Source organism: Bacillus sp. 5mfcol3.1, from assembly GCF_900114335.1.
Classification (GTDB): Bacteria; Bacillota; Bacilli; order Bacillales; family Bacillaceae_G; genus Bacillus_A; species Bacillus_A thuringiensis_S.
The window spans coordinates 1,445,880-1,472,134 of record NZ_FOST01000002.1 but is presented as its reverse complement, the minus strand read 5'-3'; the positions used below and the strand labels follow the sequence as shown (position 1 = coordinate 1,472,134).

Genomic DNA, 26,255 nt, shown 5'->3' with positions numbered 1-26,255 from the left:
TAACAATACACAATTTCAGCATGATACAGTCATTACAAATATGAAATACAAAGGGGATATTACATTGTATAACTTTCTTTCTGTCTTTATTGGTGTGCTCATCGCCGTTATGCTTCCATTGAATGGGATTTTATCTGAGTTAATTGGCAAGTACACAGCAAGCGTTGTCATTCACCTTGTCGGTTTAATTGCAGTTATTTTCATTTTAATCTTAAACAAACATAAAATTCATTTCGATAAAAGCATTCCGCTTTTTTTATATAGCGCTGGAGCGATTGGAGTATTCACTGTTCTTTTTAACAATATAAGTTTCTCCGTCCTTGGTGCCTCTATTACGATCGCATTAAGTTTACTCGGCCAATCCATTGCTTCCATTATTATTGATCATTTCGGCTTATTAGGAATGAAAGTTGCAAAGTTTGAAAAGAAAAAACTAATTGGATTATGTTTCATCTCTTCTGGAATTATAATCATGACAATTTATTAATGGGGGCAAGAAAATGTTATATATTACGATCGCTATTTTAGCTGGTGTTTCTATCGTTGTTGCTAGAATTATTAACGCGAATTTAGCAAAGGAAATTGGAAACTGGGAAGGCACGTTTTTCAATTATATTACTGGATTATTTTTCTCTATGTTATTTTTAATTTTCAGTTCAGATTCATTGTATATCCCTATTCATAAGTTGCAATCTATTCCTATCGCCGTATACTTAGGTGGATTAGTAGGCGTTATCGTTATTTCATTATCCAACTATATTACTCCTAAAATATCAGCCTTTTATTTAACATTACTCATCTTTATCGGACAATTATTTGCGGGGACTATTATTGATTTCTTCCTGACAAATGAACTCTCAATTGGTAAAGTTATCGGTGGCATTTTCGTATTAATTGGGCTCACTTACAATTTACTCATAGATCGCCCGATAAAAACTGTGAAGCATAACCAAGTTCAACTATAATACTTTACGCTTACCTATCATATATTAATAGAAAAGCTCTTCACACGAAGTAATAGAGAGGAGAAAATCCTATTAAAAAAATTATTTTATTGCTAGGTAGCGTATTAATTATTTCTGGAATTGCATGGTTTATAAACTCGGGAAAATCTATTCAAGATCTCTATACTGCAAATAAACCGAAAAAGAAAGCTACTATTATTTCAAGCTCGCGAGATCCAAATGAGCCCCCTGTTTTTTTAGGAAAACAGGAAATAAAAGATATACATGTAGAATCAATTAAAACAAAACAGGATATCTTTCTCACAAAAACAGATGAATTAAAAACGTTTATTAACAGTATGAATACCGCAAAAAAAGGTAAATTAACATTAGATGAAGAAGGATCAGACTTAATAGATTGTGATATGTGGATTACTTTCGAGGATGGAACTTATAAAAAATATTTCATATGGGTAGTTGATCATCACAGCAGCGAAGTGATGATTGCTCAGCAAGATACTCCTGATGATGTAAACCTTACGTACTATCAGTTAAACGAAGATAGTTCAAAAAAAGTTTATAATTTATTTAAAAAAATTATTTAAACGAAAAAGTCATGAGCACGCGAACTCATGACTTTTTGCACTATATATACTCAGGGAACACTCTACAACCCTTTTCCTGCTCTATATCATGACCAAAGAAAACAATCGGTTTCTCTTTTGTCACAACTTCTTTTAAACGTTTGATTGAAGATAAAGCTAATTCTGGATCAAATCCTGCGAACGGCACTTCATCTTCAAAATTCTCTTTGGTGTACGATGCATCAATTGTTAATAAAACTGAACCGGATTGCTCCGTCTCAATGAATAACGACTGATGGCCTGGAGAATGACCTGGCGTATACAATAATTGAACACCTGGTACCACTTCATAATCCCCTTCAATAATTTTGTAGTTCAAATGCGGTAATATACATTCTTTCATATATTCTTCTCTATGAAGTGCTGCCTCATATTCCGTTCGCTGCACAATAATCGGTGTATTTGTAAAAGCACCGTTTCCTCCTGCATGATCAAAATGTAAGTGAGAACTAATAATATATAGAAGGTCTTCTGGATCATACCCTACACGCTTTAATATATTCACGATTCTATCTTCTTCAGTCATTTTCGGTAAAATCTGTCCTTCAACAAATGTACCGTTAAAAAGCCCTTCATTATTAACTGCACTTTCTGGCATACCTGTGTCTACTAAAATAGGACCTTCTTCCGTCTCCAAAAGATAACACCAAACCGGCAAGTTTAATAGTTTCCCCGGTGTTAACGTACTGTTAACAGACGAATGATCCAACATGCAACGACCTGCTGGGATGAAATAAAGTTTCTTTACTGTCATTATGTATCCACCTTTACATTTAGTTTTGGATAAAGTAATACATTAAAAAATTCTTCTTTTTAGAAATAAACTCCTTCTAGACTATCAGTACAGCTTGCATAAAAAAGAGAGTATTTTTTTACATAGCAGTATTTCACCATCTATAATATAGAAGTAAAGAATTCTTACTTTAAATGAAACATTAACACCGATTAACGCTGAAAACTTAAAGAAAGCACATGCACTACTTGAAAGCGGGCACACCATTGGGAAAATCGTATTAGAGAAATTTTAATCATGATAGTGACAGATAGTATGTGAAATTATATTAACGATTTTTCGAATATATCTATCATAACGTACAATATATCAACGATTTTTCAAATATATCTATCACAAATCAAATTATATCGATTTATCGACAAATAGCAACAATATGAAAAGGCTGTTCCAGATGAACAGCCTTTTCTTTATTTACTTGAAATCTCTTTATTATTTTGAACGTCTAACGGAGCTCGCTTTCCTATTCCAAAAGCATAGAAACTAATTGTAACGATAGCTAAGAAAATAATACCTACAACTAATGAAATACGAGTATCATCGTTAAACCACATTCCGATTAATACCATAATTAAAAAGGCAATCGTTAAATAGTTTGTTACAGGAGCAAATGGCATTTTGAACGGATGATCTTTCATCTCTGCTCCCTTTTCTTTTCTAAAATTAATTTGACTAATTAAAATGACAAACCATGGTACCATACCAGGGAGTACACTCGCGCTATATACATATACGAATAAATTTTTCGGTGCGATGTAACTTAAAACAACACCAACCGCCAGACCGATAATTACGCCAACTGTACCGAATAAAGGTACACCATTTCCAGAAAGTTTCGTGAAATATTTCGGTGCTTGTCCATTTACACCTAACGTATACAGCATACGACCAGCACTATAAATACCACTATTACAACCAGACATTGCTGCTGTGATAACAACAAAGTTAATTAATCCCGCAGCAGCCGTAATACCAACTTTCGCAAAAGTTGCTACGAACGGGCTACCAATTGTGCTTAATTGATCCCACGGATACACAGTTACAATAACGAAAATAGCACCGATGTAGAAAATTAAAATACGCCAAATTGTACTTTGAATCGCTCTTGTAAGTGTCTTCTTCGGATCCTTCGCTTCACCAGCAGTAATTCCGATTAATTCCACACCTTGATACGCTCCAACTACAAGTGATAATGCAAAGAAGAATCCTGAAAAACCACCTGTAAAGAAACCGCCATTTGACCAAAGATTAGATATGCCAATCGCTTCTCCACCGTTACCAATTCCAAAGAAAATAAGACCAAATCCCGCAATAATCATTAATAGAATCGTAACGATTTTAATCATCGCAAACCAAAATTCAAATTCACCAAATGACTTAACAGAAATTAAGTTAGCTGCGCCAAGAATGACCATTGCGATTATACCTGGTATCCAAGCTGGTAAGTCCGGGAACCAATATTGCATATACGCTCCAACCGCGATAATTTCTGACATCCCAACGATAACCCACTGGAACCAATTACTCCAAGCTGTCATATAACCAGCTAGCGGATGAATATACTTATGACCGAACGTCGCAAATGAGCCTGTACTTGGCTCCATATACAACATTTCTCCCATGGCACGCATGATGAAGAAGATGAAAATACCTGCAATTGCATAAGCAAGCATTACTGACGGACCTGTCCATTTAATTGTGCTGGCTGACCCCATAAACAAACCAACACCAATCGTTCCGCCTAAAGCAATCATTTGAATATGACGTGCTTCTAAACCCCTTTTCAATTCTTTGTTTGCCACTTCACTTCCCCCTCTTAGATGATTCATAGCCGCATTTTAAAACAAGATGCTTTCGCCTAATTCCTTTCGGCTCTGAAAATGATGAAGCAAACGTCATTTTACACTAGCTTTAAAGCTATCCTAAAATCGTTTTGCGCTCCTAATAAAATTCTCAAAACCTTTCATCTTCCAATATTCTATAAATCTTAAAATTACTTACCTTATATTAATTCATTAATCTGAAAAATTCAATTATTTTTTCAATAAATTATTATACATAAGTCTGATTAATTTTTAACTAAATTAACAATAAAATACATCTATTCAATATGATTCCGGCATGTATATTATTACAATATAAATAACAGAGGAGAGCATTTCTTTCTCGGTTTCATATGTCAAATACTTCAACCTTTATAGTTGATAACGTAATTTCCCACACATTCGATTTATATACCAATGAGAAATTTAATATATTAATAAACTACTAACTTCTTTACCCCAGCCAAAATATAAAAGAGTCTCATTAAAAAATGAGACTCTTTTACAATTTCATATTTAAATCGATTTCGAAGTTTGCTTACCAAAGATAAATATCCTAGTAAACACTGCCATTATAACTACAATAACTAGAAAATAAAGTGGCATCACCAGTAACGAGCCCGTATGCAATTGACTCATTCCCCAAATTGTCATCGTTACAATTACATAGTATCCTAAGCTAAACAACGCTCCAGCTGTACCAATGACATCTTGAAAATCTACTAACGCTAAACTTAAACAATTAGGTAATGCTACTCCAATTCCTAATAGCAATATAAACATCGCTATTAAAAATACAACCATATATATTACATTCGGATTTGATCCCACAAACGTAATAACAGATAAAAGGATAGCTCCTCCTGTCATTACGAGACAACCGATATATATAATTTTCTCTGGTTTATAAGTAGCAAGTAAACGTTTTGAAATTTTCGCTCCAACAATAGAAGCAGATGCAACAACAATTCCTAGAAATCCATACATACTAGGCGATAATTGAAAATATTCAATAAAGATAAACGGCGCTTCTGCATAATAGCTAAATAAAACACCATTTGCTCCTCCAATTAACAGCCCATATGTTACCACTTTCGGATTTGTAATTAACCTCTTCAAGACTGAAAATACATTTATTTTATTCGTTACTGAGCCCGTTTTTGTTTCAGGAAGAGAAACAAACGTATACAGAAAAATACCGATACTCATAACTACTAAACTTAAAAATACTATTTTAAATCCAAACATTTGATCAAGAAAGCCACCAATTAACGGTCCTATCGCTGGTGTAAAAGCAATGACTGCCGAGATTTGAGCAAACATAACATGCCGCTTATGCCCTTCTACATTTTCCCGAAGAATCGTTTGTGTAACCACGGATCCTGCACTTGCTCCAAACGCTTGAATAAAACGACTTACCAATAAAACTTCAATGGAATTTGCAATATAGCATAAGAAACTCCCAGCGCCATATATTACAATTCCAAATAACATTGCTGGGCGACGGCCAATTATATCTGATAGCCATCCAATAAAAAATACACCTAAAGCAAATCCAGCAAAATACACACTAAGCGTTAACTGCACCTCATTATTACTTACATGTAACGCCTTTGAAATGTCTGGTAAAGACGGTGTGTAAATCGTTTCACTAATTTGCGGAAATGCGACAAGAACAATCATTAACAAAAGTGATGGTACTGAGACTTTTTTCATTTTTCATACCCTCCTATAACTTTGAAAATCCCAGAAATAAAAAGACTTTCCTTAGCTACGGAACAGGAGGGGCCATTATAGAAATCCGGTCATAAAACAACAAAGAAAACACCTCAATTACGTATGTTAATACTTATAGGAGGGTAATATTAACATCGATTTTTAAATATACTTTTTCAATTATATTACATATTACTTTTATTTTTCTAGTATTAACGTTCAAATGTTCTTTTTATATTAGTGAACAACTAATACACGCCATAGAAGATAACTACTTGATATAACCACCTTATTATGGAATAATTAGAAATAGTTTGAATCTGTAAACGTAATTATAAAATGATATACTCATATATTCCTAATGTCATAAAGCTGAACAAGTAGGAGGACTTTCGTAATGATTGAAATTTTAAGGACAGTAGTAAACTTTCTAATTTCTCTATTCTCAGGAGAATTACCATTTGTATATTATGTATGGATTATTACCCTATTCCTAATTCAAATAACCCAATCTACTCTAAACTATAAACTCTTTAACAAGAAAGACAATTTCAGCACTTATATATTGGAAGGATTACTTTCTTTTATTATTTTATTGTTTGGAGGAATATTAGTATCTAAGTTACTTGCTTACATAATAGACGATCCTACTATTAATATGACGAATTTAACACATTATTTTGTTTCTCTTATCATATTAACTATATTTGTCGTAATAACCTGTGTTAAAGACTTTATAGAGACATCTATAAAGAATAAAAATATATCTCTTTTGAGCTTTTTAGTAATTTCCTTCATAACAAGTATACTTTCATTCAAGTTTTTATCACCTTTAATTGAAGGTTCTTTTTCTCTTTCTAAATCTTTTATCACCACTTTAATCATTCTTGTAACTATATCAATCCCTCTATTAATTTCCTTAGAGGATAAGTATGCAGACGAAAAGGAAACGGAAAATTTATAGTTTCTCATTTACATAAAAGAAAGAGGGAGCTCCCCTCTTTCTTTTAAATCATCCCTTTTAATATCAATCCTAAAACTGACATTATTATCGCACTAATAATAATTCGCAAAATCCAAGTAGTGTTTGTACTTATTTTTTCTAATTGCTTATTGATTGTTGCTATATCTTTCTCATTAATAGTAGTACGCGTTTCTAAATTTCGAATGTCTCTCATCATTTCTTTTTGCTCCGCCTTGAGACTGTCAATTTTAGCGTAAACATCTTCCATATATTCACACCCTCTGTTCATCTTAATAGAAAAATCTATATATATTATGAGACAACCCTCTTACCTGTGAATACATTGCGTATATCCGCGTACCAAATTTTTTGTACAATCTAATTGAATTACTCACATGTTTCCATTCTTCTATTTATAAATTAGCGTTAAGATAGATTAAAATTTAAAAAGGGACCCCTTGCTTATTTAACAACAAACAAAGTGCAATCCAACATTCGGGAGCACATACGATAATTTCTATTGTTTTCATCACCATTTTCATATTTACAACTCAATATAATCAGTATGATTTTCTGAAGAATCCACTTTTTGAACTGCTTAAAGTATACTAATATGAATACGAAATAGCTGTATTGATAAACTCTCTAGAACAATAAATATACTGGCTGAAACGGATCTATATCCAATATTTTTTCCAGTAACATGAATGGTTATTTCTGATAAATGCGTTTGTATATCATTGTTTTCAAAAATTTCATCCTCAACCTTTACAATATCTGCTTCACAATCTACTTCTTTAAAAGTTTTCAATAATTTTGTTTCCAATATACTACAATCAAAATTCTCATCTTTTATTACGGCAAATTTAACTTTCATATCGATTTCCCCATTTTTAACAAACTAAAATCACTAAATCAATATAAATATATATTATTCTATTAAATAATTCAAAATATATGTTTCTTATAAATCACTACTAAATATCAATTCTAAGGATTTAGATAAAAAAGAAAACAAATAAAGTGAAATTCTAATCAGTAGGTGGTTTGTCCATTCCCCGCTGATTATTTAGTTAAACCAATCGGACATTTAAGAGATTAAAAAATTACTCTTTCAATCACCAAGCTAATTAATAGATAATCCCCCTGTGCTCAGTGATTCAAAAAAATTTTTATTTTTAATTCATAGCTTCTGAGAACTTTTTGCTTTAATATTGATAAGTCGCTTCTTACATTCTGTAATATTGGAAATAACTATATAGTAAAACAAATTAACTATTAGGAGTGCTATTTATGTTTGATATACTTCGTCTCTTAATTATATTTCTCATTGCTATCTTTTTATTTTTCTCCATACTAATGGAGTTTAAAAAACCTCAAAAAAGTGTATTTTGGTTTTCAATTGAAGTCTTATCTCTTCTAGGGATTATAATGCTTTTTAAAGATTTTTTATCAAAAATATAACTTATTCCACTAATAATGACGTGTTTCAATACAATATCTTTATCTTTTGAACGATCTTATTTCTTAACACGGACTCTACCTCAAGTTGTCTTTTCTTTATAAAAAAATAGCCTGCCTATTTCCGTTGGCAGACTATATCTTTATTCCTCAATACAAAAGTATACTTTCTTTTTCACTCAAACTTTATGTAATGATACAGATTCCAAATAAATTATTGTCTTTTCTGTATTTTTATCATTGATTTTTTGTGCATAAATTCGTAACACATATAGATGAGTTATCATGCTAAAATTAGCTTATTCAAAAGAAGTTATTCTTAATGAATCGATAATTTTTAATACCCTGTTTAAAGCCTCACCCCCCTGCGAGGCTTTTTCCTATTTAACTAGAGTAATGGTTATCAACTGTTACTATGCTGCTACGGATCCTACTTTTAGCTATTCAGTATCAGCACACGTAAAATTCTTTCCTCCATCATTTGATTTACAAACTGTATTTATCGATTTTTCGGTTATTTTTTCACTTTCATTAGAAACTTGATCTAAATTCATTCGATATAATTGTTCCGGATTTTCTTTTGAATTTCCTTCAATATGAATTGTATGATTGAACATCTCAGCCGTGAAGCTGCTAGATGTATTTATCATTTTTACTCCATTATTTTCACCTACATAGCGTTCAACTACTCTTTCGGCTTCTTTAAGTTGTTGAGATGTAGGATACGGTATAGATTCCGCTAAAATAACTACACCTACTAAATATGTAATATACAAACCACCTGCAATCAAGATAACTTTCTTTACTGTTTTATTAATCATGCTCTAACTCCCTTTTCTTATTTCGCTATTAATATATATAATTTCTCTAATTTACATCAATTTCTTTTTAATACATAACATTCGTTTTACATTTTATAAAAAGCACCTCTCTTACTAATTTTCAATTTGATAATATCATTTTATTTATTGTTTTTCAATAAATAATTATTATTAAGCGTTTTATTTTTACTGTTTTTTATTTTTGATTCAATTTAAAAACAAGTGACTTATTTAAGTCCACTACATCATCAGCAAGTTTGAAAATTTGTTAATTAATAAAATAAAAAGAGCAACTATATGTAGTCTCTCTCGTTCTATCTATGTAGATTAGTAGTTTAACTTCAGCACTCACTCTATTCAAGAATACTTTACTGAATATTCAATCTGATGATAAAATTGACCTAATTAATATTTTCTTCCATCACTGTATAAAAAATTACAATAAAAAAATAGCACTCTCACAATTAAGTAAACGCAAACTGTTTCTTCTATCTACTTACTATTTAAGGTTAATAATGATATAACCTGATTTAAAAATTCGACTTAAATTCATTGATGAATGGAGAGGTTTATATGAAATTAAAAGACAAAGTAGCAATCATAACTGGTGGTGCAAGTGGAATTGGCGAATCTACTGTTCGTCTTTTTATCGAAGAAGGTGCAAAAGTAGTTATTGCTGACTTTTCTGAACGTGGAAAAGAACTATCAGATGAATTGAATGCACATGGATATGATACGTTATTTATTAAAACCGATGTAACAAAAGAGGCAGATATTAAACAGCTAATTCATGAGACAGTAAGTACATACGGTAAATTAGATATTATGTATGCAAATGCCGGCGTTGCTGATGATGCACCGGCAAACGAATTATCCTATGAAAAGTGGAAAAGAACTATTGATATTAATTTGTCTGGGGTATTCCTTTCTGATAAATATTCGATTGAACAATTTCTTAAACAAGGTACAGGTGGTGTCATCGTTAACGCTGGTTCGATTCATAGTTTTGTTTCATTACCTACCCCAACAGCATACTCCTCTGCAAAAGGTGGTGTGAAACTATTAACTCAAAATTTATGTACTGCCTACGCTAAATATGGAATACGTATTAATGCGGTGTGCCCTGGTTATATTGACACCCCTTTACTAGGTAGTGTTAATCCTCAACAAAAAGAATATTTAGCTTCACTTCATCCACAAGGCAGACTTGGAACACCAGAAGAAGTCGCTAAAGCTGTCTTATTTTTAGCAAGTGATGATGCTAGTTTTGTTAACGGTACAACACTTCTTGTTGATGGAGGCTATACTGCACGTTAATTTAAAAATTTTGAAGCACCCTAAGAAATATATAGTCTTCAACAAGAAAAAGCACCATCACAAGTGACGGCGCTTTTTCTATGTAAGAGCAACTAGAAGGTATCCTTCTAGCCTACTCCCATTTATAAGTCCAAAACTGTTCAAGTTGCAGCCATTTTAATGTTGCTGCATCTTTGTTTTTTATTTTTGCATGCGTGTCTTCAAGCATTGCTTCTGTTTGTGAACGGTGCGCACCTAATGCAGTTAATTTATGATCAAATACTTCACTAATGTTATTTACAACATCCGGTTCTCCTAATACTGCTTCACGATTTTTCGTAATCGCAACAGCATGGATAACTGGGCGCTCTTCTTTTGGCATACGTGATACAGCGCGAACGACAGCGCGGCCAAATGCATTATGATCTGGATGTACACCGTGCTCTGGATAAAATGTAATAATTCGAGATGGATTTACTTCTTGAATGATTGCTTCAATTTTGTCAGCAACGAAATCAACATCTTCAAATTCTAACGTTTTATCATGGAAGCCAAGCATTCTTAAATCTTTAATGCCCATCGCTTCACAAGCATCTTTCAATTCTTTCTCACGGATATTTGGGATCGTTTCACGGTTAGCAAATACGTTCTTACCCATGTTACGTCCCATTTGTCCTAGAGTACCACATGCATATGTTACAGGTACTCCTTGATCTGTTAATAAGCGAATTGTTCCTCCCGCAGCATATGCTTCATCATCTGGATGCGGAAATACAACAAGTACATGTCTCTCCATAAGTTTCCCTCCTTCTTACTTAAATGGTGTTAAGCTTAACTCAAGTGCAACTGCTAGACGACCTAAATTATCATGTCCAGCTAGTAATAAACGCTCTTGACCATCTACTTCCCAGTGCGTAATACCTTCAGCATATACCCAACCATGATCCATTTTTAGACCAACTCGGTATGGATTTGTTCCAGTTATCTTCCCGCGTTCAAAACGGATAATTGCATTTCGAATGAAAGCACCAACTGTCATCATCTTTTCATTTATGTGTGATGCATACGCTCCGTTTGTCGTTTCTAAATGAATATATACATCTTTATTTACAAAACGTTCAATTTCATTTTGAATAAGAGAACTATCTTTTACTATTTCCATCGGAATTCACCTCTTTAAACCATTTTACGCAAAAATAATGTAAATTGCTATCTCTATATTAGAGGACAACGCTCACTTTTCCTAATAATTTGCACTGTGTTTTTTATATTTTTTATATGATATGTAAAAAATACATTTTTTCCTTCACTTTGTTAAATAGTTTTCTTTCTTTTTTGAATTTGCTACAATATATTTTATCCCGTATTATTGCAGCGAGATACATTTCGACAATTGAATACATAATTTAAAGAAGGTGACATGATTGGAACAGTCAGCACATGAAGTAGCAAATTGGCAATATTATTTTGCAATTGCCGTATTTTTAATCACGTACGGATTTATTATTTCTGAGAAATTGAATCGTGCTGTAATCGCACTATTCGGTGCTGCTATTATGATTATTTTTGGAGTTGTAGATTTACATACTGCTTTCACATCACATATTCAATGGGAAACGATTACCCTTTTAATTGGGATGATGATTCTCGTACATATTACGAGTCAATCAGGCGTCTTTGAATTTGTGGCCATTAAAGCGGCAAAAGCAGCTGGCGGAAAACCGATTCGCATTTTATTATTACTATCCCTATTAACTGCTGTCGGATCAGCATTTTTGGACAATGTAACGACTGTTTTATTAATCGTTCCTGTTACATTATCCATTACACGTATTTTAAAAGTAAATCCTGTGCCTTATTTGATTTCAGAAGTGCTGTTTTCAAATATAGGCGGAACAGCAACATTAATCGGTGATCCACCTAATATTATGATTGGATCAGCAAACAAGCATTTAGACTTTAACGCCTTTTTACTTAACTTAGCTCCAATCGTAATTATTATTTCTATCGTGACACTTGGCATTATTTACTTTATGTATCGTAACAAACTAAAAACAACACCTGAACAAATCGAAAAACTAATGGCATTAAACGAAAAAGATTACATTAAAGATCAAAGCCTCCTTTTAAAATCTATTTCGATTTTAGGACTAACTATTTTAGGCTTCGTACTTCATTCGATTATTCATGTAGACGCTGCTGTTATCGCGATGACAGGCGCTACACTTCTTATGTTAATCAGCGTGAAAGAACATGATATTGAAGATGTATTTGCCCACGTTGAATGGGTAACCATTTTCTTCTTCGCCGGACTATTTGTTCTCGTTGGCGGGTTAATTGATATCGGACTTATCTCTTCACTTGCAAAAGAAGTAATCGGCGTAACAAACGGTGACATCGGATTCGCAGCTATACTTATTTTATGGGTATCTGGCATCGCATCTGCGACAATCGACAACATCCCATTTGTCGCTACGATGATTCCTCTTATTCAAGACTTAGCTACAGGACTCGGACTATCTGTCGATTCTCCGCAAATCGAAGTACTATGGTGGGCGTTATCTCTTGGAGCTTGCTTAGGAGGAAATGGAACGCTAATCGGAGCATCTGCAAACGTAGTCGTTGCTGGTATTGCAAAACGTGAAGGACATGCTTTCTCTTATATGGACTTCTTAAAAATTGGTTTACCATTAACTATTGTTGCACTCTTGTTATCACATGCTTATATATATTTACGTTATTTAATGTAAAAGTTGTATTGCATGAAATTATATCGTCAAATCCAAAAGGTTTGCAGCACGATGCTGCAAACCTTTTTTCATCACCAAAATATACCGATAATTGCTAATCCACCCAATATCATACCACCAATTTGTCCAACGATTGCTGGTGATAATTGAACACCTTTTCTTACTTCAACAACCGGTCTTTCATGCCTTAATTGCTGCACTTCACTTTGAAGTTGATGTACACTTCCGTGTAATTCTTTAATTAATTCCTTTAATTCAGCGACCTCTTCATTTACTGGTTTACTTTTTTCTAAATTCATTTTTCATGACTCCTTATAAGTTCAATCAGTACATTGTAAAAATTCGCCAATTATCATTATATCTCCTGCATACTACATATATAATTTTGAATGTACTTTCTAACCTTGCAGCTCTATCCATTCATCCCGCAATATCCCCATAATGATACGATCAAAATACTTCCCATCTCTTTGAACCGCTTCTCTCATACAGCCTTCCATCCGAAAACCCATCTTTTTATACAACTCAATAGCAGCTTTATTATAAGAAATAACATCAAGACCGACGCGGTGTAAATTCAATTCATAAAAAGCATATTTTAAGATAAGATAGATCGCTTCTCTTCCATATCCCTTCCCCCTATCATTCGCATCTCCTATACCAATAGCTAATAAACCCGTTCTGTTATTCCACTCTATGCCATGAATTGCAACAAAACCAATTAAGCGATCATCTTGAACTGTCCTTAACATGAAAGAAACACTATTCGATCTCCGTCCCTTTAATAGCCCATCACTTGCTATTTCTTGTATCGATTGCGGGAATGCTACATCTGTATCTACATTCCTTAAATACTCACTATCTTCTTGCCACATAGCCATTACTTCAGCATCTGCTTCTCTAATAGCTGATAATTTAATCGTTTTATTTTGAAAAAGATTCATTGTCATTTCAAACTCCCCCTTTTTTAATAACAGGGATAATTATTAGCTTATTTATCCCCTTATTCTATAAACTGCTTTATACACGGGATACTTACAATAAGCGCTGACATTGGCACATCTCCTCTACACGAAATTAACTTCATTGTATAATTTTTCGTTTATTCAAACAATAATAAAAAGCCCTCCAAATTTAGAGGACCTTTCCTAATAGCGAAACTATATTATTTCGTAAACATTTTCTCCGCTTCATCCATTGCCATTTTGTTACCTAAAGCAGAATAGTCAAGCCATGGTTGGTCATTAATAATGTATACGTGCTTACCTTTAACAGCTTTTAAGTCTTTCCAAATTGGTGTTTCTTGAAGTTGTTTAAATGCAGCTTTCGCTTTATCATCTCTGTTAACGACAACGAAAATAGCATCTGCATCAAAGTCAGGTAATACTTCTTGTGAAATGACTTCGAAAGGACGGTTTCCATCAATTTTCTCTACACCATTTGCAGGTTGTAATCCTAAGTCTTGGAATAAAATTGGTCCCATCGGTCTTTTCGTACTAAATACTCGTAATTCTTTTGCAGTAACACGAATTGCCATTACTTTTTCGTTATTACCTAATTCTTTATCTATTAAACTTTTTACTCGTTTTGATTGCTCTTCGTAATCTTGAATATATTTATCCGCTTCTTTCTCACGGTTTACAAGTTTACCAACTTGTTTTAACTGATCTCTCCACGTGCCTTCATCTAAGTTGAAAGAATGTGTTTTTGCAATTTTTTCGTATTTCGCTAAATCTTTGCCCGCGTATTTTTCATCCACATAAATGTCAGTTGGCTTCAATTGAAGTAACGCTTCCATATTCGGATCTGTTACAACACCAAGTTTCTTCGTATCTTTCAACTGCTCTTTTGCGTGCGGTAAGAAATCTTTTAAATCTCCGCCAATAACAGAACCTACTGGTGTAATTCCTAATGCAAGTAAATTATTTGTTAAATGAATGGACATAGAGGCGATTTTTAGATCATTACTTTTTTCCGTTTTTTTCGTTGCCTCTTCATTAGCTTTCGTTTGACCACATGCTGCTAATACTAAAATACACATCATGCTAAATAAAATAGTAAGTTTCTTTTTCATATGTTCTCCTCTTTGAAGTATTTATTTTGTTTTTGTAAGTAAATAAAGAAAATACGGTGCTCCTAATGCCGCCACTACTACACCAGCTGGAATAGAGTTTGGCTCAAATATAGAACGACCTATCGTATCTGCTAGCACTAAAATAATCATTCCGATAATGCCAGCTAAAGGAAGAAAGTGTTGATATGTAGTACCTACTAACTTCCTTGCGATATGCGGAGCAACTAAACCGATAAAACCAATCCCTCCTGCCATCGATACACTTGCGCAAGATAATCCAACCGCTGTAGCTAAAAGTAATAACCGTTCTTTTTGAACAGAAACACCAAGTCCTGCCGCTACACTATCACCTAGTGACAATGCATTTAACGTTTTAGATTTTAGCCACGCATAAGGGGTTAGTATGAAAATCCAAGGTAATAATGCAAGGACATGAATCCAATCCCTTCCCCACACGTTACCAACTAGCCATCTAGAAGCGAATGTATACGTCTCATCATTTAACTTGAGAGAGAAAAATAACGAAATTGCACTAAAACCAGCTGAAACTGCAATACCAACGAGAATAAGTCTAATGGGAAGTAAACCATTTGACCGATCACTCGCAAGTAAACTAATAAGAAATGCAGCTAATACTCCTCCGCCAAATGTAAATAACGGTATTAAAATAGATGCACTTTCATTAATAGAATGAAAGAATGTAACGAATATAATTAGCCCGAAAGATGCACCTGAATGCAGTCCAAGAATACCAGGGTCTGCAAGTGCATTACGGGATAATCCTTGCAAAATCGCACCGGAAATCCCAAGGCCAATACCGGCTAACATTGTGATTATAATTCTTGGCATACGATAATCATATAGCACGGTTGCGCTCTCAAAATCACCATAACCAAAAAGTGTTTCAATTACTTTAAGTGGCTCTATACTCAGTGTCCCTGTATTTAGACTGATTAAAATTACAGCGATACTTACACATCCGAATATTGTAGTTACAGTAATAGCTCTCTTTTTATCCGTGTTAAAAAGATCTTTCACTTATAACTCCCTCCCAACTTTACGTGCTATATAGAGGAAGAACGGAACTCCAACAAGAGCTACCATAATCCCTATCGCAAGTTCCTTAGGAGGATTTACTGTTCTAGCTCCTAGGTCAGCTACAACTAATAACATAGCTCCTAATAATGCTGACATAGGAATAATGAGTCTATAATTCACACCAACTAATTTTCTAGCAATGTGCGGGATAACTAGTCCTACAAATCCAATAGAACCAACAGCTGAAACAGAAACACCTGCTAGAATAACTACTATAATCATCCCTAGTATTCTCGTTCGGTTCGTTTTCACTCCTAAATTTGTAGCAACATCATCCCCCATTGATATGAGTGAAATAGATCTCCCTAACACTATTGCAAAAATAATCGTTATAAGAATAATAGGGACTAAAAATTTCAAGTGTTCCCACTTAACCCCTGCAACACCACCAGCATACCAAAACGCTAAATCTTGGCTTAAATCATAATAAATCGCAACACCTGAACTTAATGAATGTAAAAGCGCTGCCATAACAGCTCCAGCAATCGTTAACTTCATTGGTGTTAACCCACCTGATGTTGCTGATCCAATAACAAAAATAAGTACTGTACTTAAGACTGCTCCAATAAAGGAAACAATCATTAAATAGGAATACGGCATATGCGGAAAAAAAGCAAAACTAAGTGCTACTACAAACATCGCTCCGGCATTTATGCCAAGTACACCTGCATCAGCTAAAGGATTTCGTGTTACTCCTTGCATAACCGCTCCAGCGACCGCAAAAGCTGCCCCTACAACTGCTGCTCCAATTACTCTCGGGAGCCTTAATTCATAAATAATTTGGTGCTGCGTTAATTTCGGATTGTAATCCAAAACCGCAGTCCACACCGTTTGTAAATGAATATCCTTTGCACCAAATGAAATGGCTAAAAATATAGATCCAATTAAACATAAAATTGTTAAGCTCATGAAACATATGAACTTAATATGTATCCAGCGGTTATTACCAGCATGTACAGTAGACTTATGTAACATGTTTCATTTCATCCTTTATATTCAGTTGTTTTTTGTAATTATTTTTTATTTATAATTATTATTGATAATAATTATCATTTTCATTTAGATATTATATCCCCACTTTTTTTAAATAGCAAACTATTTTTTCACTTTTCTACAATATTAAAATACTCATTACAATTCCCTTCTAAAACTTACAAATACATGCAAAATAGACTACTGGATTATTTTTAAAATTGTAGTATACTTATTGATTATTTTGATTTTCCCAATAAAAACATCGAAGGTGACACAATGTTCTATATAAAACAACTACTACATTTCACTTACGAACAAGCATTATCTTGCTTATTCCCAGTCATTATTTTCTTAACACTAGCCCTTTCAAAAATTGTTTCAATCCCAGGGTTATACCGCTATGATTTCATACTCATCGTATGCCTTCTTATGCAGTGGATTATGTACAAGACGGGTCTTGAAACAAAAGACGAACTAAAAGTAATTACCATCTTCCACCTCATCGGCCTTTTACTAGAAATATATAAAGTACATTTCGGTTCATGGAGTTATCCCGAAGAGGCATATTCGAAGGTTTTTGGAGTTCCGCTATACAGCGGTTTTATGTATGCGAGTGTCGCGAGTTACATATGTCAAGCGTGGAGAAGGTTGCATTTAAAAATGCATCATTGGCCGAAAGCTATTTTTGCCGTGCCGTTAGGAGCTATGATTTACTTCAATTTTTTCACACACCACTTTACATACGATTTTAGATGGATATTAACTTTACTACTATTCATTGTTTTCTCTTGCACATTTGTACAATTTTCATTACAAGGCGTTACATATAAAATGCCACTCGTTCTCTCCTTTTTCCTTATCGGATTTTTCATTTGGATTGCAGAGAACATCGCAACATTTTTCGGAGCATGGCAATATCCAAATCAACGGGAAGCATGGAGTCTCGTTCACTTAAGCAAAATTAGTTCATGGTTTTTACTCGTTGTTATTAGCATTATGATTGTCACGCAGCTCAAACATTTGAAGGAATCAAAAAGATAATGCTGATTATGTAAAAACAGTTAGCCCATCACTCATTAGAGAGTGATGAGCTAACTGTTTTTAGTAATATTTTTTAAACCGTCCTTATCAAGGGCGTTATAATTTACAAGAGTATAAGCAATTACACATTATGAACTGCTACTAGCAGAAGATGTTGCTACAGATGAAGCGGCAATCGTTGCCATCATGGCTGCCTGTTGTGCTTGTATGAGGACTTCTATCATTGTTTGTAAACCTGTGTTAGTAGCTTTACTTTCCTCACCTTTCTGACTTACGAACAGTTGAATAGCAATAAGAATAGTTGTATCTGTATGCCAACGGAACAATTTATCCCCCTGCAATTTTTCAATAAATGCTCGAATAGAATGAATCTCTTTTTCTCCGTCCTCGAGTAACGCTAGTAGCCCGATAGCTGGGTAATGCATCTGTTTTACTTTTACCTTTTCTTGCTTTAACAAATTCCATATATTTGTACATTTTGCAACTAATAGTTCTTCCCTGACATCCTTCTTTAGTGAAAGAATATGACTCAAAAATTGAAGATCATTCCCTTTACGCAAACCAGCTGTCGCTAGTTTCTGATAAAGACGTTCCACTCGGTCCATAAGTGTTTCTACATGCTCTGATTGTCCTGCTAATAAAACTGCGAGTGGATAATCATTTGTACTTGTAAGAAAGAGGTGATCCTTTTTCATGCGTTTATATACTTGCATCGAACGCTGAATATGTGTGCCATGCTGTTCATTTTCTTCTGTTAAAAGCACAGCTGCTGCGAGATAAGTAAATATACTCCGGCTAAAGCCACCAGTGACCAATTGTTCATATAAATCTAAAAACGTCCGAAAAGCTTCCTTGTAATCTGTAAAGTGAATATCTAATGTTGCGGCCACTACAAAACGATGATAAGACTTTAAGTATGAAAACATCCCTACCTGATTCTTAATATAACTACTAATTTCTAAAAAACGTCCGAGATCAAACAATTTATCACTACCTGCATACATAGCAGCAATCATCATTCCTGTTCGAGAATCACTCGTTTTCCATTTTAGTTCTCCCTTTAACTGTACATATGTATGTTTATATTGCTCCAACTTTTGTTCTAATGTAATCATAGTATTCACCCCTATTTCTAGTTCTTCTCTATTATTATACTTATATTACATACGGCTTTTGCAACCTTAATTCTGTATTTCCTTCAATATTTTTCTATTATGTAAAACAAATGTAATAACTATACCTACTTTATCAGCATCAAGATTACAAGCGCTTACACCCCTTTAAACTCAACGACAAAAAGGATAGATAATAAATTATCTATCCTTTTTGTCGTTATAATATTTCACAATATAATTTCGTTTTTTATATACAATTACAATTAAAGAGCCTTAATAATACGTTCCATCGCCTTGATTTGCCCAATATGATCAGCTTCATGATAAAGCATCATACCATAAAGCTCCCCTACTGTTTCCAATCCTAGGAATGGCTCTGGCAGTTTATTTTCAAATGCTTCTGCTGGAATTTCGTTAATACGTTTTGCTTGTTCTTTTAATTGAGCCGTTAACACTTCTAACGATGGTCCTTCTGTTTTCCATTTAGACGGCCTTGATCCATATCCAAACATACCTGGATATTCAGTTGGTAATTGTTTGAATTCTTTTCCAAACATGAAAACTTCTGCTGCCGTTAACACATGACCGATATGCCAACGAATTGTATTGTTAAAACCCTCTGGCTGTGTATCTACAGTTTTATCATCTAACGTTTCCATAAATTTAAGTAATGCCCCACGCGTTATTTCAAATTGTTTTAAACCAACTAGTCTATTCATTTGATCGTTCTCCTTCTTCATGTACCATTTATTATGAACTAAAAATGTTCAATTTATTAAAGTTTCACCTTGTTTAATCTATCAGAAACAATGGAGAAATACATCTAATATGCTTAGTAAAAATAATAAAAGGTTCACCTCTCGTACATATAGAATTATTTACTACACAAATAGTTTAGTAAATAAAAGAGGAGTGTTAATTACATGTTACATGTTTTAAAACAACAATATCATCTTATTAGCTCTACAAGAGAAACTCTATTTTCGTTTTTGGAAGAAATCCCACTAGAAAAATTACGTAGCACTGTTCCAAATTTCGGGAGCGGTAGCATCATAAAGACGCATATTCATGTAGCCGATTGCTATCGATACTGGCTTGGATCATTTGCATTTAAGCAAAAGCGAGCAGATTTTTCATTTGCTAGTGATTATGAAATTGAGCATGCAGATATCGCGAAAGTCCGTGCTAGATTTAAGTTAGTAGATGAGACTGTACAACGTTTTTTAGATGAATACAATGACCGTTGGCTCGAAAATATAGCAAATGAAGTAAAATGGCAAAAAGAACCTTGGAGCACAACACCGCTATGGCTTTTAACTCATACAGAAACACATGAATTTCATCATAAAGGTCAAATTGTATCAATGGCTCGTCACCTCGGATACACTCCTCCTGATACAGACCTTAGTTAATTCGATTATTCTAACAAATGAGCTACTAGAACTGTCGTTAACATTGTTTATGTATATGGAAAGGCTCTTCATTCTTTTTAATGTTGTTTATAGTTTTACAATTTTTTTACGACACAAACTTGTATTATATTTTAATTATGTTTGTGTCGTGTTCTTATTAATTAGTTTCATATCCATAAAAAAATATATTAATATGTTTCCTTTTATTATTTCAATTACCTAATCAATAAAAGGTTCTTTCTTTTCATTACGACTTTATATAAAATAAACACAAAAATTCCGAAAATAAAAGTTGGAAATGCTGGTAACACTTTATCATTTGGCACGTACACACTCCAAAAAGAATTAAGAAGCGCATGGAAAATTAGACACATAAAAATACTTTTAGTTGCGTTATAAATTGTAGTTAATAAGAACGATATGGCAATTGTCGTAATTATAAAAGCTATAAAATCCCTTTGAGTTTGATTCGTGCCCGGAATAAACCATAACGGCCAGTGCCAAATAGCCCATATAAAGCTCACAATAATCGTACTAAAAAATGCCGAAAACCTTTTCTGAAGGGCAGGCTGTAAGAATCCTCTCCATCCGATTTCTTCAAGACCACCACCAACGATCATTATTGGAAAACTAAGCAATGCCACGTATAATGGTTTTTGCATCGTTGCTCCACCAAATATTATTGGCAGATAACAACTAATAAAAGCCAAAACAACGATTAGAATATACCATAAAAAATGATACTTAGGATTAACAACATTTTTTATAAACACTCTGAACTCTTCTTTTGATCCATATTTTTTCTTTAAGCTAATTGCAACGATTGCCGGCATGATTCCCCCAAAAACAAATACTATCATCGCTAACGGTGTACCAAATGTCGTAATGTTAAATTTTATTAAGTTAATTAGTAGCCCCCATAGTATCCATGTAAATATTAAAGTGCACATTACAAATCGTTTAATCTCATTACTCATCTACTCCCCTCCTTTGGTTTAATTAGAGCATAAATAAGGAGATATGAAAACTATTTATGTTAAATAATCCCAATAACCAAAGAAACATCCATACTTAATTAGCTCTTTACAAACAACCCCACTACCTGCTTTACTTCAGTTGAGGTTCGAAGTTAGAGTCTTACTATTCGTTTATACCGGATAAACAAACAAAGAGCATGCTTTGAAAACCACTCAAAACATGCTCTTTAAACATGCTATCTTAATTTTTTTATAATATGATCAATACCAAATAGTCTCCGCATAATTATATGCATCACTATTCGGAATGGCATGCTTCCCCTGTGCTTGCGCCTTTCTTGGATCTAAGTCATATACCATTGGCGTATAGCATGATGTTTGCCCTTTATTTACAACACCATTTCCTCCAGCACTTCCACAAGTGTATGCCTTTCCATCTGTTTTTCTAACAATCCTTGCATCAGCTTCGTTATTATAAACTGCCAGGCGAGTTACAGTAACTTTTGCCCACGCTGTCTTACACGTCGTGCTAAATTTTAATTCCACATAAGAATTTGAATCGATCCACTTCTTTTCTTTCGTTACTGCAGATTGATCACAGCTGTTATAATAAGGACTTTTCCCATCATATGAATGGTCTTCTGCGTATGCTTTATCGCTATTAGTCGTGCTAAACATACTAGTTACAACGAGTAAAGATAGCAATAAATATGCACTCGTCTTTTTTAAAAGTTTCATATCATTTCACTCCTTTATTAATAACGTGCTGTTTTCCCGTAACCGTTATTAAACGTAACTGCTTCAGCATCTGCTGTGTATCCGAAATCAGCAGTTAAATCAAATACCATTCCTGTATAAGTGCTCGTTTGACCTGTTTTTATTGTGCCGTTCCCCTGATTAGAAGTAACTGATTTTTGGAATACACCATTTTTGTATTTATTCACAACAGCGTACGCGTACACTCCTCCCGAAACAGCTGGTGCTGGTTGATCTAAAACAAACTTAGCCCATGCTGCATGACATTTATTACTGTAACGTAAATACACTGTCCCTACTTTTTTACTACCTTCATATACAGCTGTAGATTTTGCATTAAATCCATCTGCATCACACGTCGTACTTCCCCCGTATACTTTCGTTGTTGCTGGATTTTTCCCGTCATAATAACTACTTAAATCAGTAGCTGCAAATGTACTTCCTTGAAAACTAAATAATACACCTATACTTGCCGCACTTAACACGCATACTTTCATTAACTTTTTAAACATTTTAAATTCCTCCTCACAATAAGTACGTATACTAAAGACAAGCTATACCGCTATGTAAGTCCTCCTTTCACACTTCCTAGAGGCATCTTACAGAAACGAATAAACGTTGTAAATTCCCTTATGATTATTGGAATATACGAAGAATTTTACTTATCCTTGTAAGAAAAAAAGTTGAGAAATACACATTTTATAGCATTCTATATTTAAAACATAAAAGAACCGATACTTGTTATATTCAAGCATCGGTTCTTTATACAAAATTGCCATTTTTTCTTTTATATAAAATAAATATTTCTCCACTTAATCTGTTGTAAAAAACTCCCTCGTTACATCAATAAATTGTCGCAGTGGCACTGTCATCCATTTGTCTTTATGCCAAGCGATTTGCGTATAAATCGGAGAGATTGTTTCGTTTAACATCAACTCCTTTAACGTCCCTTCCCGTATATCTTTTTCTACTACTATCGCTGGTAAAACGGCTATACCTAAATCTGCAATAACACATTGTTTAATTGCTTCAACACTAACAAATTCAATTTTATTTGCTGGATATACATCTTCCCAGCGAAATAGCTCTTCAAATAAAGTCCGATACGAGCAGCCTAATTCTGTTAGTAAAAGTGTTTCACTCTCTAAATCTTTTATAGAAACTGAAGGTTGTTCAAGTAAACGATGCGTAGGAGCAGCTACTACTTTTAATTCTTCTTTCATAAGTGGTTCCACATGTAAAACATCTTCTGTTTTACATTCGTCCAAAATAAATGCAAGATCTACTTTCCCCTCCATCAATTGTTCCTTCGCATCTTTATTGGAGTGTGCTGGTTTAAATATAAGTTTTATTTGAGGAAATTGTGCTTTAAACTTCTTTAATATAGAAGGCAGTCTGTATGTACATTGACTTTCTTGTGCACCAATTATTAACGTACCTGCTATTTCTTCATCATCTTTCACAGCCATTTTCGCTTCGTTACTGAGTGCAATCATCTTGTCGGCATATAGTTGAAACTTCCTACCTGCTTCAGTTAAGAAAAGACGTTTCCCTAATCTCTCAAATAGTGGTGTACCGAGCTCAGCCTCTAATGTTTTAATTTGTGCTGTAACGCTCGATTGGGCAAAGTTTAATTTCTTCGCAGTTTGTGTAAAGTTCAAAGTATGTGCCGCTACTTTAAATGTAATTAACTGTTTTATTTCCATTTATCATCCCTCTTTTCAATCGATATTTTCGATTGATTCCATCGAAATAATCCTCTTTGTCTATTGATATTTGTATTGTATGATAAAGAACATCTATAAACAATATAAATGGAGGTATTCCATATGAAAGCACTTTGTTTCGAAACATTCGGAGACGCTAATGTTCTACACTATAAAGAAATACACGATCCAATCATAAGTCCAAATGAAATTCTTGTCCGCACGAAAGCAATCGGATTAAACTTCGCTGATATTTATAGACGCCGCGGCGATTATCATCTTGCTGGCAATCCGCCTTATGTATTAGGTTATGAAGGAGCTGGAATTGTTGAAAAAGTAGGAGCTGACGTTACTACTATCAACCTAGGAGACCGTATTGCATTTGCGGACGTCCCATTTGCAAATGCAGAACTAGTTGCCGTTCCATCTGAAAAAGTAATCCCACTACCAGATTCTATTTCTTTTGAAACAGCCGCTTCTGTCTTATTACAAGGATTAACTGCACATTATTTAACGCACGATAGCTATCAACTAAAACAAGGTGATATAGCTTTAGTACACGCTGCAGCTGGTGGCGTCGGTCAACTTCTTATTCAAATGATTAAACTACAGGGCGGAACAGTAATTGGTCTTACATCATCAAAAGAAAAAGCAAAGATAGCTACATTAGCTGGTGCCGATCACGTATTTTTATATAACGAAGAATGGCATACGAAAGTACTTGAAATGACTAATGGAACTGGAGTAAATCTTGTATATGAATCAGTAGGTTCTACATTAGAGGAAAGTTTTAACGCTACTAAAATTGGCGGTACTGTCGTATTTTACGGAATGGCTGGTGGTAATCCTGCTCCAGTTGATCCACGTATGCTTATGGATACTTCAAAAACTTTAACTGGCGGAGACCTTTGGAACGTTCTTACCACTTATGAAGAACGTAAAAAACGATCTACTCAATTATTCGATTGGATCGCAACTGGAAAATTAAACATTTCAAATCCTACTACATTCTCTTTACAAGACGGTGCTCTTGCTCATGAATTATTAGAGAGTCGTAAAAGCACAGGGAAGATTTTATTAATCCCATAATTCACAAAATGAAAAGGAAGCTAGATTTCTCTACCTTCCTTTTCTTATTTCTATTTGAGATTTAATTATATTTCCACACTTTCTTTCCCTTTTGCAACATAACTCATATCTCCAACCGACTCGACTGTATATGTTCCATCTTGATATACAATCTTCGTCACACTAGCATTTTCCACCCCAAGTTTTGTTTTGCTACTGTCTAACATTTCTATTAAGGTAGTAATCAAAAGCCCATGAACGACAACTAAAACGTTACCGCCACCATTTCCAGCAGCTTCTTCACTAATTTTATCTATCTCAGCTTTTATACGAGTAGAAAATAATTCCCAATCTTCCGCCTGTTTTGTAGGATCTGCTACTCTAATAAGATTAATCACTTCTTGAATAGAAAACTTCATAAGTTCTTCTGGTGATGCAACGCCTGCAGCTTTTCCAACCACCTCCCACATATTCTCAAGTTTTTCACCTTCAAAAATACCGAAATTTAATTCTCGCAAATCTTTTCTTTGCTCAAGTTTTAATTTTGATTGCTCACTATATTTTAATACTAAATTAGCAGTTTCAATCGCTCGGCCGCTATCACTACTATACGCATTCATAAAATGAATATCTTTTAATCCTGTTCCTAAATTTGTGGCAACTTCAACACCTTTTTCTACTAATGGAGAATCAGCCCAACCTTGCGCGCGATGATTCGTATTTAATATTGTTTTACCGTGTCTTGTAACATATAACGTAACTGCATTCTCATTGCTATCTGTTTCTCGCTTATTCATTTCATTCTCTCCCTTTACGTTTCT

Annotated in this window: 29 protein-coding genes and 1 pseudogene; 10 read left to right on the top strand and 20 right to left on the bottom strand. The window is 33.9% G+C overall.

Translation table 11 applies throughout. The annotated features are described in order from the left end of the window. Positions 1–40 precede the first annotated feature (40 nt). From BM089_RS16965 to BM089_RS16955, 3 genes are all read left to right on the top strand, one after another. A complete protein-coding gene (locus tag BM089_RS16965; protein WP_009326661.1) occupies positions 41–487 on the top strand; it encodes a DMT family transporter in 447 nt (148 codons plus the stop codon). A gap of 13 nt (positions 488–500) precedes the next feature. Then, a complete protein-coding gene (locus BM089_RS16960) occupies positions 501–965 on the top strand; it encodes a DMT family transporter (protein ID WP_000965811.1) in 465 nt (154 codons plus the stop codon). An 89-nt stretch (positions 966–1,054) separates the two neighbouring features. Continuing rightward, entirely contained in the window at positions 1,055–1,549 is a 495-nt protein-coding gene (locus BM089_RS16955) for a hypothetical protein (RefSeq protein ID WP_000901701.1), read from the top strand. A 40-nt stretch (positions 1,550–1,589) separates the two neighbouring features. On the opposite strand, the gene aiiA is transcribed toward BM089_RS16955, so the two are convergent. Continuing rightward, positions 1,590–2,342, bottom strand: coding sequence for a quorum-quenching N-acyl homoserine lactonase AiiA (gene aiiA, locus BM089_RS16950; protein WP_090977500.1), 753 nt, complete (start codon positions 2,340–2,342; stop codon positions 1,590–1,592). Between the two features lie 166 nt (positions 2,343–2,508). Between aiiA and BM089_RS30660 the strand changes: the two are divergent. Continuing rightward, positions 2,509–2,616: pseudogene (locus tag BM089_RS30660) on the top strand (zinc-binding alcohol dehydrogenase family protein); the annotation flags it as partial. A gap of 175 nt (positions 2,617–2,791) precedes the next feature. Here the strand turns inward: BM089_RS30660 and BM089_RS16945 are convergent. After that, a complete protein-coding gene (locus BM089_RS16945; protein ID WP_001284404.1) occupies positions 2,792–4,183 on the bottom strand; it encodes an amino acid permease in 1,392 nt (463 codons plus the stop codon). Between the two features lie 537 nt (positions 4,184–4,720). Then, the gene (locus BM089_RS16940) at positions 4,721–5,920 is read right to left on the bottom strand and encodes a multidrug effflux MFS transporter (RefSeq protein ID WP_090977498.1); all 1,200 of its coding nucleotides are present in this window, start codon (positions 5,918–5,920) and stop codon (positions 4,721–4,723) included. Positions 5,921–6,317: 397 nt separating this feature from the next. On the opposite strand from BM089_RS16940, the gene BM089_RS16935 reads away from it, so the two are divergent. Then, a complete protein-coding gene (locus BM089_RS16935) occupies positions 6,318–6,884 on the top strand; it encodes a DUF5823 family protein (RefSeq protein WP_090977496.1) in 567 nt (188 codons plus the stop codon). 43 nt (positions 6,885–6,927) lie between these two features. On the opposite strand, the gene BM089_RS16930 is transcribed toward BM089_RS16935, so the two are convergent. The 3 genes from BM089_RS16930 to BM089_RS16915 form a co-directional block, all read right to left on the bottom strand. Beyond that, positions 6,928–7,152, bottom strand: coding sequence for a hemolysin XhlA family protein (locus BM089_RS16930; protein ID WP_000390469.1), 225 nt, complete (start codon positions 7,150–7,152; stop codon positions 6,928–6,930). Between the two features lie 330 nt (positions 7,153–7,482). Next, complete coding sequence (locus tag BM089_RS16925; RefSeq protein WP_000865000.1) at positions 7,483–7,761, bottom strand: hypothetical protein; 279 nt, start codon at positions 7,759–7,761, stop codon at positions 7,483–7,485. A 1,024-nt stretch (positions 7,762–8,785) separates the two neighbouring features. After that, positions 8,786–9,166, bottom strand: coding sequence for a hypothetical protein (locus BM089_RS16915; protein ID WP_000608950.1), 381 nt, complete (start codon positions 9,164–9,166; stop codon positions 8,786–8,788). Between the two features lie 573 nt (positions 9,167–9,739). Here BM089_RS16915 and BM089_RS16910 point away from each other — a divergent pair. Then, on the top strand, positions 9,740–10,483 hold the full coding sequence (locus tag BM089_RS16910) for an SDR family NAD(P)-dependent oxidoreductase (protein WP_000768013.1): 744 nt from the start codon (positions 9,740–9,742) through the stop codon (positions 10,481–10,483). Positions 10,484–10,595: 112 nt separating this feature from the next. On the opposite strand, the gene bshB2 is transcribed toward BM089_RS16910, so the two are convergent. Both bshB2 and BM089_RS16900 read right to left on the bottom strand, forming a co-directional pair. Then, positions 10,596–11,258, bottom strand: a complete 663-nt coding sequence (bshB2, locus tag BM089_RS16905) for a bacillithiol biosynthesis deacetylase BshB2 (RefSeq protein ID WP_000439487.1) — start codon at positions 11,256–11,258, stop codon at positions 10,596–10,598. Positions 11,259–11,273: 15 nt separating this feature from the next. After that, entirely contained in the window at positions 11,274–11,624 is a 351-nt protein-coding gene (locus BM089_RS16900) for a YojF family protein (protein ID WP_000407046.1), read from the bottom strand. 262 nt (positions 11,625–11,886) lie between these two features. Here BM089_RS16900 and BM089_RS16895 point away from each other — a divergent pair, with 262 nt between their 5' ends. After that, a complete protein-coding gene (locus BM089_RS16895; protein ID WP_090977494.1) occupies positions 11,887–13,212 on the top strand; it encodes an ArsB/NhaD family transporter in 1,326 nt (441 codons plus the stop codon). A gap of 71 nt (positions 13,213–13,283) precedes the next feature. On the opposite strand, the gene BM089_RS16890 is transcribed toward BM089_RS16895, so the two are convergent. From BM089_RS16890 to BM089_RS16870, 5 genes are all read right to left on the bottom strand, one after another. Further along, entirely contained in the window at positions 13,284–13,511 is a 228-nt protein-coding gene (locus tag BM089_RS16890) for a coiled-coil domain-containing protein (RefSeq protein WP_001047523.1), read from the bottom strand. 99 nt (positions 13,512–13,610) lie between these two features. After that, the gene (locus BM089_RS16885; RefSeq protein ID WP_000178473.1) at positions 13,611–14,162 is read right to left on the bottom strand and encodes a GNAT family N-acetyltransferase; all 552 of its coding nucleotides are present in this window, start codon (positions 14,160–14,162) and stop codon (positions 13,611–13,613) included. 215 nt (positions 14,163–14,377) lie between these two features. Beyond that, complete coding sequence (locus tag BM089_RS16880) at positions 14,378–15,286, bottom strand: iron-hydroxamate ABC transporter substrate-binding protein (RefSeq protein WP_000728212.1); 909 nt, start codon at positions 15,284–15,286, stop codon at positions 14,378–14,380. Between the two features lie 21 nt (positions 15,287–15,307). Further along, positions 15,308–16,324 carry a FecCD family ABC transporter permease gene (locus BM089_RS16875; RefSeq protein WP_090977492.1) on the bottom strand — a complete coding sequence of 339 codons (1,017 nt, stop codon included), beginning with the start codon at positions 16,322–16,324 and terminating at the stop codon, positions 15,308–15,310. Continuing rightward, positions 16,325–17,359 carry a FecCD family ABC transporter permease gene (locus BM089_RS16870; RefSeq protein WP_000902725.1) on the bottom strand — a complete coding sequence of 345 codons (1,035 nt, stop codon included), beginning with the start codon at positions 17,357–17,359 and terminating at the stop codon, positions 16,325–16,327. 276 nt (positions 17,360–17,635) lie between these two features. On the opposite strand from BM089_RS16870, the gene BM089_RS16865 reads away from it, so the two are divergent. Continuing rightward, the gene (locus tag BM089_RS16865; protein WP_000499376.1) at positions 17,636–18,400 is read left to right on the top strand and encodes a DUF817 domain-containing protein; all 765 of its coding nucleotides are present in this window, start codon (positions 17,636–17,638) and stop codon (positions 18,398–18,400) included. 128 nt (positions 18,401–18,528) lie between these two features. On the opposite strand, the gene BM089_RS16860 is transcribed toward BM089_RS16865, so the two are convergent. Beyond that, on the bottom strand, positions 18,529–19,515 hold the full coding sequence (locus BM089_RS16860) for a DUF4003 domain-containing protein (protein ID WP_090977489.1): 987 nt from the start codon (positions 19,513–19,515) through the stop codon (positions 18,529–18,531). Positions 19,516–19,778: 263 nt separating this feature from the next. Next, positions 19,779–20,255 carry a DinB family protein gene (locus BM089_RS16855; RefSeq protein WP_139213277.1) on the bottom strand — a complete coding sequence of 159 codons (477 nt, stop codon included), beginning with the start codon at positions 20,253–20,255 and terminating at the stop codon, positions 19,779–19,781. 183 nt (positions 20,256–20,438) lie between these two features. On the opposite strand from BM089_RS16855, the gene BM089_RS16850 reads away from it, so the two are divergent. Then, complete coding sequence (locus BM089_RS16850; RefSeq protein WP_090977485.1) at positions 20,439–20,927, top strand: DinB family protein; 489 nt, start codon at positions 20,439–20,441, stop codon at positions 20,925–20,927. A 215-nt stretch (positions 20,928–21,142) separates the two neighbouring features. Here BM089_RS16850 and BM089_RS16845 read toward each other — a convergent pair whose 3' ends face one another. The 4 genes from BM089_RS16845 to BM089_RS16830 all read right to left on the bottom strand — a co-directional run bounded on the left by BM089_RS16845 (position 21,143) and on the right by BM089_RS16830 (position 24,366). After that, positions 21,143–21,904: a CPBP family intramembrane glutamic endopeptidase gene (locus BM089_RS16845; protein ID WP_090977483.1), complete on the bottom strand. Its 762-nt coding sequence runs from the start codon at positions 21,902–21,904 to the stop codon at positions 21,143–21,145. Between the two features lie 261 nt (positions 21,905–22,165). Continuing rightward, positions 22,166–22,642: a DUF2690 domain-containing protein gene (locus BM089_RS16840; protein WP_075718563.1), complete on the bottom strand. Its 477-nt coding sequence runs from the start codon at positions 22,640–22,642 to the stop codon at positions 22,166–22,168. Positions 22,643–22,659: 17 nt separating this feature from the next. After that, positions 22,660–23,172, bottom strand: a complete 513-nt coding sequence (locus tag BM089_RS16835) for a YjfA family protein (RefSeq protein WP_000473732.1) — start codon at positions 23,170–23,172, stop codon at positions 22,660–22,662. A 300-nt stretch (positions 23,173–23,472) separates the two neighbouring features. Further along, entirely contained in the window at positions 23,473–24,366 is an 894-nt protein-coding gene (locus BM089_RS16830) for a LysR family transcriptional regulator (RefSeq protein WP_072939218.1), read from the bottom strand. A gap of 123 nt (positions 24,367–24,489) precedes the next feature. On the opposite strand from BM089_RS16830, the gene BM089_RS16825 reads away from it, so the two are divergent. Further along, positions 24,490–25,455: a quinone oxidoreductase family protein gene (locus BM089_RS16825; protein ID WP_000645266.1), complete on the top strand. Its 966-nt coding sequence runs from the start codon at positions 24,490–24,492 to the stop codon at positions 25,453–25,455. Positions 25,456–25,520: 65 nt separating this feature from the next. Here BM089_RS16825 and BM089_RS16820 read toward each other — a convergent pair whose 3' ends face one another. Next, positions 25,521–26,231 carry a histidine phosphatase family protein gene (locus tag BM089_RS16820; RefSeq protein WP_075718567.1) on the bottom strand — a complete coding sequence of 237 codons (711 nt, stop codon included), beginning with the start codon at positions 26,229–26,231 and terminating at the stop codon, positions 25,521–25,523. Between the last annotated feature and the right edge of the window lie 24 nt (positions 26,232–26,255).

What these genes read in the sequence shown, in the direction of transcription:
- BM089_RS16825 (WP_000645266.1), top strand. Translation starts at nt 24,490, where the DNA reads ATGAAAGCACTTTGTTTCGAAACATTCGGAGACGCTAATGTTCTACAC.
- BM089_RS16940 (WP_090977498.1), bottom strand. Translation starts at nt 5,920, where the DNA reads ATGAAAAAAGTCTCAGTACCATCACTTTTGTTAATGATTGTTCTTGTC.
- BM089_RS16965 (WP_009326661.1), top strand. Translation starts at nt 41, where the DNA reads ATGAAATACAAAGGGGATATTACATTGTATAACTTTCTTTCTGTCTTT.
- bshB2 (WP_000439487.1), bottom strand. Translation starts at nt 11,258, where the DNA reads ATGGAGAGACATGTACTTGTTGTATTTCCGCATCCAGATGATGAAGCA.
- BM089_RS16900 (WP_000407046.1), bottom strand. Translation starts at nt 11,624, where the DNA reads ATGGAAATAGTAAAAGATAGTTCTCTTATTCAAAATGAAATTGAACGT.
- BM089_RS16890 (WP_001047523.1), bottom strand. Translation starts at nt 13,511, where the DNA reads ATGAATTTAGAAAAAAGTAAACCAGTAAATGAAGAGGTCGCTGAATTA.
- BM089_RS16935 (WP_090977496.1), top strand. Translation starts at nt 6,318, where the DNA reads ATGATTGAAATTTTAAGGACAGTAGTAAACTTTCTAATTTCTCTATTC.
- BM089_RS16880 (WP_000728212.1), bottom strand. Translation starts at nt 15,286, where the DNA reads ATGAAAAAGAAACTTACTATTTTATTTAGCATGATGTGTATTTTAGTA.
- BM089_RS16960 (WP_000965811.1), top strand. Translation starts at nt 501, where the DNA reads ATGTTATATATTACGATCGCTATTTTAGCTGGTGTTTCTATCGTTGTT.
- BM089_RS16915 (WP_000608950.1), bottom strand. Translation starts at nt 9,166, where the DNA reads ATGATTAATAAAACAGTAAAGAAAGTTATCTTGATTGCAGGTGGTTTG.
- BM089_RS16855 (WP_139213277.1), bottom strand. Translation starts at nt 20,255, where the DNA reads ATGAAGAAGGAGAACGATCAAATGAATAGACTAGTTGGTTTAAAACAA.
- aiiA (WP_090977500.1), bottom strand. Translation starts at nt 2,342, where the DNA reads ATGACAGTAAAGAAACTTTATTTCATCCCAGCAGGTCGTTGCATGTTG.
- BM089_RS16870 (WP_000902725.1), bottom strand. Translation starts at nt 17,359, where the DNA reads ATGTTACATAAGTCTACTGTACATGCTGGTAATAACCGCTGGATACAT.
- BM089_RS16850 (WP_090977485.1), top strand. Translation starts at nt 20,439, where the DNA reads ATGTTACATGTTTTAAAACAACAATATCATCTTATTAGCTCTACAAGA.
- BM089_RS16845 (WP_090977483.1), bottom strand. Translation starts at nt 21,904, where the DNA reads ATGAGTAATGAGATTAAACGATTTGTAATGTGCACTTTAATATTTACA.
- BM089_RS16835 (WP_000473732.1), bottom strand. Translation starts at nt 23,172, where the DNA reads ATGTTTAAAAAGTTAATGAAAGTATGCGTGTTAAGTGCGGCAAGTATA.
- BM089_RS16830 (WP_072939218.1), bottom strand. Translation starts at nt 24,366, where the DNA reads ATGGAAATAAAACAGTTAATTACATTTAAAGTAGCGGCACATACTTTG.
- BM089_RS16865 (WP_000499376.1), top strand. Translation starts at nt 17,636, where the DNA reads ATGTTCTATATAAAACAACTACTACATTTCACTTACGAACAAGCATTA.
- BM089_RS16925 (WP_000865000.1), bottom strand. Translation starts at nt 7,761, where the DNA reads ATGAAAGTTAAATTTGCCGTAATAAAAGATGAGAATTTTGATTGTAGT.
- BM089_RS16860 (WP_090977489.1), bottom strand. Translation starts at nt 19,515, where the DNA reads ATGATTACATTAGAACAAAAGTTGGAGCAATATAAACATACATATGTA.
- BM089_RS16840 (WP_075718563.1), bottom strand. Translation starts at nt 22,642, where the DNA reads ATGAAACTTTTAAAAAAGACGAGTGCATATTTATTGCTATCTTTACTC.
- BM089_RS16910 (WP_000768013.1), top strand. Translation starts at nt 9,740, where the DNA reads ATGAAATTAAAAGACAAAGTAGCAATCATAACTGGTGGTGCAAGTGGA.
- BM089_RS16885 (WP_000178473.1), bottom strand. Translation starts at nt 14,162, where the DNA reads ATGACAATGAATCTTTTTCAAAATAAAACGATTAAATTATCAGCTATT.
- BM089_RS16820 (WP_075718567.1), bottom strand. Translation starts at nt 26,231, where the DNA reads ATGAATAAGCGAGAAACAGATAGCAATGAGAATGCAGTTACGTTATAT.
- BM089_RS16930 (WP_000390469.1), bottom strand. Translation starts at nt 7,152, where the DNA reads ATGGAAGATGTTTACGCTAAAATTGACAGTCTCAAGGCGGAGCAAAAA.